At 57.0% G+C, this 8,095-nt stretch carries 8 protein-coding genes; 7 read left to right on the forward strand and 1 reads right to left on the reverse strand.

What is annotated here, in order from left to right; all coding sequences use genetic code 11:
• Positions 1 to 12 precede the first annotated feature (12 nt).
• From ACFOW6_RS17975 to ACFOW6_RS18005, 7 genes are read left to right on the forward strand one after another with little or no spacing between them, the layout of a single operon-like run.
• Complete coding sequence (locus ACFOW6_RS17975; protein ID WP_382423810.1) at positions 13 to 2,088, forward strand: acetate--CoA ligase family protein; 2,076 nt, start codon at positions 13 to 15, stop codon at positions 2,086 to 2,088.
• A gap of 43 nt (positions 2,089 to 2,131) precedes the next feature.
• The gene (locus tag ACFOW6_RS17980) at positions 2,132 to 2,494 is read left to right on the forward strand and encodes a hypothetical protein (RefSeq protein ID WP_382423811.1); all 363 of its coding nucleotides are present in this window, start codon (positions 2,132 to 2,134) and stop codon (positions 2,492 to 2,494) included.
• Position 2,495: 1 nt separating this feature from the next.
• The gene (locus tag ACFOW6_RS17985; protein WP_382423812.1) at positions 2,496 to 3,356 is read left to right on the forward strand and encodes an alpha/beta fold hydrolase; all 861 of its coding nucleotides are present in this window, start codon (positions 2,496 to 2,498) and stop codon (positions 3,354 to 3,356) included.
• Between the two features lie 34 nt (positions 3,357 to 3,390).
• A complete protein-coding gene (locus tag ACFOW6_RS17990; RefSeq protein ID WP_382423813.1) occupies positions 3,391 to 4,152 on the forward strand; it encodes an ABC transporter ATP-binding protein in 762 nt (253 codons plus the stop codon).
• Positions 4,142 to 4,849 carry an ABC transporter ATP-binding protein gene (locus ACFOW6_RS17995; RefSeq protein ID WP_382423814.1) on the forward strand — a complete coding sequence of 236 codons (708 nt, stop codon included), beginning with the start codon at positions 4,142 to 4,144 and terminating at the stop codon, positions 4,847 to 4,849. Before ACFOW6_RS17990 ends, ACFOW6_RS17995 begins: the two co-directional genes overlap by 11 nt.
• A 27-nt stretch (positions 4,850 to 4,876) precedes the next feature.
• Positions 4,877 to 5,764 (forward strand): branched-chain amino acid ABC transporter permease, encoded by an 888-nt coding sequence (locus ACFOW6_RS18000; RefSeq protein WP_382423815.1) that lies wholly within the window; start codon positions 4,877 to 4,879, stop codon positions 5,762 to 5,764.
• Between the two features lies 1 nt (position 5,765).
• Positions 5,766 to 6,710, forward strand: a complete 945-nt coding sequence (locus tag ACFOW6_RS18005) for a branched-chain amino acid ABC transporter permease (protein ID WP_382423816.1) — start codon at positions 5,766 to 5,768, stop codon at positions 6,708 to 6,710.
• A gap of 141 nt (positions 6,711 to 6,851) precedes the next feature.
• Here the strand turns inward: ACFOW6_RS18005 and ACFOW6_RS18010 are convergent.
• Positions 6,852 to 8,095: type II toxin-antitoxin system HipA family toxin (locus tag ACFOW6_RS18010; RefSeq protein WP_382423817.1), on the reverse strand; the 1,244-nt coding region annotated here is incomplete at its 5' end.

Genomic DNA, 8,095 nt, shown 5'->3' on the forward strand with positions numbered 1-8,095 from the left:
TCCATTGCTTCCATGCGCGCCACCCGTCTATCCGATTGTGTGTTCAAGCCTGCCTCTGTTGCCTTGGTCGGGGCTTCCGGAGATCCCAATAAAACAACGGCACGGCCGTTCCAGTTCCTTCAGAAACATGGTTTTCAGGGTCGGATCCATGTGGTGAACCCGCGTCAGAAAGAAGTATTTGGGCATCCTACGGTTCCCAGTATAGAGGATCTGCCGGAAACGCCGGACCACGCATATATTCTACTGAACACAGACGGGGCCATGGAGGCTGCGCGGTATTGCGCCGAACGTGGGGTGCCCGTTGTGTCAATCCTGGCCAGTGGGTTTTCCGAATCAGGTGCTGAAGGGCTTGCACGGGAGCAGGAGTTGCGTGCTCTGGTCAGGGAGACAGGAACGAGGATCATCGGTCCCAATTGCCTGGGTGTGGTTAATACGCACAATGGCATGAGCTTGACCGCGAATGCGGCCTTCTTCGAACCAAGGCTGGATCCCGGTCGTTTCATGTTGGTTTCCCAGAGCGGCAGTATGCTGGGCTCGCTGCTTTCGCGCGCTCAAGACCGTGGATTGGGCTTTTCCCGCATTGTTTCGGTTGGCAACGAAGTCGATATGGACATCGGCACGCTCTCCATGGGGAGTGTTGATGACCCTGAAGTCGAAGGCTTTCTTCTCTTCCTGGAAACCATCCGGCATGCAGAATCCCTAACCCAGTTCGCCGCTGCCGCACACGCTGCAGGTAAACCCGTGTTGGCCTACAAGCTCGGCCGGTCCTCGGAAGGACAGGAACTGGCAGTGTCGCACACGGGTGCCATGCTCTCTGATGACAACGTTGCCGATACCTTTCTTCGCGACAACGGGGTTGCTCGTGTCACACACCTGGAAAGTCTGTTCGAATCTGCGCCGCTTTTCGCCGGCTGGTCGAAGGCACCACGCAGGCGCGGAACCGTCGGTGTGGTTACAACCACTGGGGGCGGCGCTGCCATGGTGGTGGATCAACTTGGGGTCGAAGGTATCTCTGTAGTTGGTCCCACAGAAGGCACCTTATCGAAACTGGCCGAGGCCGGCTTGGAGGTCGGTCCAGGCCGAATCATCGACCTTACCCTGGCGGGTGCGAACTACGACGCCATGACAGCGGCCCTGAAGGTTCTCAGGAATGCCCAGGAATTCGATGTTCTGATCGTCGTTATCGGTTCATCAGCACGGACCATGCCACAGCAAACCATTCAGCCGATCCTGGACGGTGAGGACAACGGCAAGCCGCTTGCCGCCTTCGTTGTTCCCGAGGCACCGCATGCCCTGCGGCTTATGGCCGATGCCGGTATACCTGCCTTTCGTACACCTGAAGCCTGCGCCGATGCTGTCGGTGCCTTTCTGGATGTGCGTGCTCCACGCCTGCCTGCGCGAACGGTTAACCGGTATGAAGGCGCGCGCAATTCGCTGTCCGAGAAAGCAGCCATGGATCTTTTTGCCAGCCTGGGTGTGCCTGCGACACAGAGCTTGGAGTTGGCCGTAACTGCGGCTGTGCCAGAGAATCTGCCCTTTCCCTATCCGGTTGTTGCTAAAGCCTTGTCGGATGAGCTCAGCCACAAGACGGAAGCAGGTGGTGTTGTTCTGAATATCGAGGGTCCGGAAGAGCTGCGGGCCGCGATTGAGAACATCTCACTGAACGTGCGTGAACGGGCGGGGATTGATGTCGAGCAGGTGCTGATTGCGCCTCAGGTCAAGGGCATGGCGGACCTTCTGCTGGGCTATGCAGATGATCCGCAGGTCGGTCCGGTGGTCATTCTTTCCCAGGGTGGTGTCCTGGCCGAGCTGAGCAAGGAGCGAATCATCCGTTTGGCTCCAGTCGACGAGGCAACGGCTCTTGAGATGATCGACTCCTTGACCATTGCACCGACGCTCAAGGGCTATCGCGGGGGGGCGCCCGCCGATATTAAGGCCTTGGTGCGCACGATCATTGCCTTTTCCCGGATCGCGGAACACCCGAAGCGCGCCATTCTTGAAGCTGAAATTAATCCCCTGAGTATCCAGGCGGAGGGAGCCGGTGTCATTCCCCTGGATGCGCTTGCAGTCCTGGCAAGCGACAGGTGAGACACGAGACGTAAGGAAATGCTTCAAAAGGGGAGGGCAAGAAATGATTGAGCGCCTGAAAGAGCTAGTCAATCAGAACGAGCGCCTGGTGCAGAAAGGGAACCGTATTGACGAGGTTCTTCTCGTCGGAATCGGTAACGAAACCTACCGTGTCACCATAAGAAGAGGGGCAATCGACTCCGTGGAAAAGGGGCCCTTCGTGATGCCCAGCTATACCTTCGGCATTTTTGCGCCAAAGGAAGAATGGGAGCTGTTCTGGAGTCCGACACCGCCGCCAGGTTCTCACGATCTCTTCGCACTCCTGAAGCGCCGCAAGCTGCGCCTTGAGGGCGACCTTCACTGCTTCATGGTGAACCTGTTCTACTTCAAGGAGGTCTTTGCCTCTCTTCGGGAACGGGAGGTCTGAGATGGCTGGCTATATCGAGCCGATCGTCGGACGTTATGTACACGTCGAGATCGCGGGGCGAACAAACCGCATCTACTTCGAGGAAGCTGGAAATGGCATTCCCTTGCTGTGCTTGCATACTGCAGGAGCCGACGGTCGACAATACAGGGCCTTGCTGAATGATCCCGATATTACCAGTGATTATCGGGTGATCGTGTTTGACATGCCATGGCATGGCAAATCCTCTCCACCGACCGGCTGGCAAGATGAAGATTACAGGCTCACCACACAGGCCTATGTTGATCTGGTGCTCAAGGTTTCCGAGGCGCTTGAGCTGCATTCTCCGGTGGTAATGGGTTGTTCGATCGGCGGTCGTATCGTCCTGCACCTGGCACACGAGCATCCCGACCGCTTCCGGGCATTGATTGGGTTGCAGTCATCAGGGCATGTGGATTCCTACTATGACCTCTCCTGGCTCTACAGACAGGATGTGCACGGTGAAGTCTGTGCTGCTGTGGTGTCGGGGCTGGTGGCACCCACCAGTCCTCAGGATCACCGTTGGGAAACTCTCTGGCACTACATGCAGGGTGGCCCGGGAATTTTCCGAGGTGACTTACATTTCTACAAGATCGACGGCGATATTCGAGATCGTTTGCATGAGATCGATCCGGAGCTTTGTCCTCTCTATCTGCTGACCGGAGAGTACGATTACTCTGCATCGCCAGAGGATACCGAGGAAGTCGCTCGCCTGATTGGAGGCGTCGAAGTTACCACCATGCGCGATATGGGGCATTTCCCCATGAGCGAGAATCCGGAGAAGTTCCGAGAATATCTCCTGCCTGTCCTAAAAGCGATCAAGGCTTCGCAGGGCGGGCAGCCGTGACGATGCAGTCGGTGGTGGCTCACGGGAGGTTCATGTGACCGGTGGTGAGAATATCCTGGTGGCGGAAAAGCTTTCCAAGTCGTTCGGAGGGTTTAAGGCAGTCTCCGATGTGGATCTGAAGGTTCGACGGCATACCATACACGCGCTCATCGGCCCGAATGGTGCCGGGAAGACGACCTGCTTCAACCTCATGACCAAGTTCATGCAGCCTACGTCGGGGCGTATTCTGCTGAATGGCGAGGATATCACCCGCACGAAACCCTCTGCGGTGACGCGCATGGGAATGGTCCGCAGCTTCCAAATTTCGTCTGTTTTTCCAGGGATGACAGTGCTTGAAAATCTACGTGTTGCCCTGCAGCGAAAGCTTGGAATCAGCTATCACTTCTGGCGTTCAAGAAGTGCGCTAGACAGTGTCAACGAGCGTGCAAATGAATTGATTGCGGAAGTGGGACTGGAGGCTTTCAAGCATCGTCCTGCCTCCGAGCTCTCCTATGGGGGCAAACGCACCCTGGAACTCGCAACGACAATTGCATTGGATCCGGAAATCCTGCTTCTGGATGAGCCGATGGCCGGCATGGCCAGCGGTGACATCCACAAGATGGTCGATCTGATCCGCCGTGTTTCGCAAGGTCGAACGGTGTTGATGGTAGAGCACAACCTCAATGTTGTCGCCGATCTCTCCGATACAATTACTGTGCTCCAGCTTGGCCAGGTACTTGCGGAAGGTTCTTACAGGGAGGTCTCCCAAAACCCGGAAGTGATCACGGCCTACATGGGAGATGAAGATGACGAGTGATCCCTTGCTTTCCGTAAAGGGGCTCAACGCCTGGTACGGAGAGAGTCATATTCTCCAGGGCATGAACTTCGAGGTTAGGAAAGGAGAGGTCGTAACCCTTATAGGTCGCAATGGTGTTGGGAAGACCACAACACTGCGCTCGATCATGGGGATGGTTGCCAAACGTCAGGGGGAGGTCGTTTTCAACGGCACGGAAACGATTTCCTTGCCGGCCAATCATGTGGCGCGCCTGGGTCTGGCTTTCTGTCCCGAGGAGCGCGGCATATTCAGAACGCTCAGTGTTTCCGAGAATCTTACTCTTCCGCCCATCATTGATAAGGGTGGCATGTCGCTCGATGAGCTTCACAACCAGTTTCCAATCCTGAAGGAGCGAGGCGGAAGCCCGGGCACAACTCTTTCCGGTGGCGAGCAGCAAATGCTTGCTATCGCACGGATCCTTCGGACTGGCGCGACGACATTGCTCCTAGACGAGCCCACCGAAGGACTTGCGCCTGTAATTGTGAAACAGATTGGCAGGGTTATTGCCAGTCTTCGGGAGCGGGGCCTGACCATTCTTCTGGTCGAGCAGAACTTTCGGTTCGCAGCGCGTATGGCCGACCGTCATTACGTTGTTGAGCATGGCGTAGTTATCGATGAACTGCACGCTTCGGAAGTTCGAACGAACCAGGACAAGCTCAAGGCGTATCTCGGTGTTTGAGCGTGGTCATGGAAGGGCCCTCTTGTGATGATTGATATTCTTGGTATCCCAATGCCCGCGCTAATGGGGCAGTTGCTTCTGGGGCTAATCAACGGCGCATTTTATGCAATGCTCAGCCTGGGGCTGGCTCTGATTTTCGGACTGCTGAACATCATCAATTTCGCCCATGGTGCCTTCTACATGCTGGGGGCTTTTGTGGCATGGATGTCCTTGCAGTACCTGGGCATTGGCTATTGGCCCTCCCTTATCCTCTCACCGCTGATCGTAGGTGCGGTTGGAATGGCAGTCGAGCGGGTGTTCTTGCGCCACCTGTATAACCTTAACCATCTTTACGGATTGCTGTTCACATTCGGCTTGGCCCTGATACTCGAGGGATCTTTCCGACAGATCTACGGTGTTTCAGGCCAGTCGTTTGATATCCCGGAGGCCTTGAGTGGCGGCATCAACTTGGGGTTCATTTTCTTGCCGGTTTACCGCGCTTGGGTGCTCGGTGCGGCCTTTCTGATGTGCCTGGCTACGTGGTTGCTGGTCGAAAAAACGAAGCTGGGCGCCTTGATGCGGGGAGCTACGGAGAATCCGGATCTGGTACTCGCCTTTGGGGTGAACGTGCCGGTGCTGATAACCCTGACATATGGTCTGGGCGTGGCTCTTTCAGCCTTTGCCGGGGTTCTGGCTGCACCGATGTACTCGGTCAGCCCACTCATGGGGTCTCATCTGATTATTATCGTTTTCGCTGTCGTCGTGATTGGTGGCATGGGGTCCATCATGGGGGCTGTTCTGACGGGCTTCATGCTCGGGCTTTGTGAGGGCCTGACCAAGGTCTTCTGGCCGGAGGCATCCAATGTCGTAATCTTCGTCATCATGGCCATCGTCCTGATAATTCGGCCCAGTGGCCTCTTTGGAAAGGCCGCTTAACATGACCAGTCTTGCTAAGAAGAAAACTCTGCTGCTTTTGGCCCTGCTGGCATTCCTATTGATCGGGCCCACGCTGCTCTATCCGGTGTTCCTTGCCAAGGTGCTTTGCTTCGCCCTGTTTGCGGCAGCCTTCAATCTGTTGCTCGGTTATGTCGGCCTCCTGTCGTTCGGGCACGCGGCCTTCTTTGGAATGGCTGCCTATGTGTCGGGATATACGATGACCACATGGGGCACGACGCCGGAGGTTGCGATCCTGCTAGGTACAGCCGTTGGCGCCATGCTCGGGCTTGTCTTCGGATTCCTCGCGATTCGGCGCAAGGGAATCTACTTTGCCATGATTACCTTGGCGCTTGCGCAGATGGTCTACTTCTTCTGTTTGCAATCGCCTTTCACTGGAGGAGAGGATGGCCTTCAGGGAATCTCCCGTGCCCCTGTATTCGGGTTTATCGATATCAGCTCAAGCCTTGCAATCTACTACTTTGTTCTGGTGATCTTCCTGATCGGGATGGGCATCATCTACCGCACGATCTATTCCCCCTTTGGCCAGGTCCTGGACGCCATAAGAGAAAACGAAGACCGGGCAATATCCCTTGGCTACGATACGGATCGCTACAAACTCCTGGCTTTTGTCATTTCCGCCGCCCTTTCCGGTTTGGCGGGTAGTACCAAGATCTTCATCTTCCAGCTTGCCTCCCTTACGGATGTACAGTGGCAGATGTCCGGGGAGGTGATTCTCATGACCCTTTTGGGCGGCATGGGAACCATGCTGGGCCCAATAGTTGGGGCATCTATCGTTGTCAGCATGCAGAATTATCTCGCCGGAATGGGGTCGATGGTGACCATTATCCAGGGCGTCATCTTCGTGATCTGCGTGATGATGTTCAGGAAGGGAGTGGTTGGGGAGATAGCTGGTTATATTGAGAAGAGGCGATTGAGAGCGAAATAAGCGGTAAATGATTTCCCGTGAACATCGCTACACTCTGAGGTGATCAGCGGGTTTCAGGGGTCGGACAAGTGCTCGTTGTGGCAGGATAAAAGGGTGAGACGGGAAGCAGCCTTGTTTATCTTGGATAGCGTACGGTCAAGCTTACCGCTCAACCCGTAACCCGCTGACGCGCTCCATCACCTCCTGGTGAACGGCCTCAGGGACCTCTGGCGGGAAATCCTTCGGCAGTGCTGCCATGGCTACATCCAGCGCCTGTGGTGCCCGCTCCGCCATCTCGTCGAGGATAGCGATCGAGCGCTTCCTCGATAGTCCCGCCCGCATGGCCGTCTGGACAAAATGCCGCCCGTGGATCTCGTCGAAGCGGTAATGCCTTTTGTCACCGACGGACATCGCCATCTTCATCTGCTTGCGCGCGATCTGGCGGGCGCTCACGGCGGGCTGTGCTGTCAGGATGTCATAGAGCGGCGTCATGCGATAGCTGCCGCCCGGCCCCAGGAACAGGCTGAAGTTCTTGGCGTGGCCGTCCGTCGCTCCGATCAGCCAGAAAATAATCTGCGCCTTGAGGACTGTCTCCTGGTCCTCGATCGGCGTGTCGCTGCCCTTGAACAGGTTCAGCACATCTCCCACGCCCGGCCCGCCCTCGTTCTGGTACTTCAGGGTCGGGGGCACGGACAGCGCCTGGCAGCAATCCTCCTGCGGCAGGCGCAGCAGGCGGCCGTCGCCGGTCCATCGCCGATCAAAGCGCGTGATGACAAGCGCCCTGGTTTCGCCGAAGGTTTCGATTGTGGCTGTGTTGACGGGCAGGCCAAAGGCCTCGGCCAGTTTGAGTCCGTAGAACTCGTTCTCGACGCTGTCGGACAGATTGATCCCGCCGGGCAGCTGCCCGATCCGGCTCTTCAGGATATGCGTGGTCGGGGTCGTGCCATGGGGCTTGATCCATCTGCCCTCGTGATGGAGCAGGGCGGTCTTTTCCTTCGCGCCGGCCACGGAAATCCGGAAAGCATTGTCTCGGGACAGGCCCAGCGGCGCCTGAGCCAGTCCCGTCAACAGCTTCTCGATGGTCTCCTCATCGACGGCTTCCCCGTAAAGTGCGGCCGTATTGTCGACGAGGTCGTTGTCTCCGGCAATGAACTGCAAGGCACCGACGCAGTCATGTCCGATTACCGAGAGCAGGCTGTAGGCATCGATGCCGCGCGCGCCAACTTTCTCGGCCACCCGGCGGCGCAGACTGTCCGAATCCGGCAGCAGGTTCTCGAAGACGGCCGTGACCGGCTCGCCGCGATAGGGGGTTTCGCGCAGGGGCAGCGAGAGCGAGACGGGCAGCGCGTGGTCCCAGGCCAGCCAGTCGTCATGATAGGTGAAGCTGATGGCACCGCTTGTCGCGC

The sequence above is a fragment of the Fodinicurvata halophila genome (genome assembly GCF_042651425.1).
GTDB lineage: Bacteria > Pseudomonadota > Alphaproteobacteria > Kiloniellales > DSM-21159 > Fodinicurvata > Fodinicurvata halophila.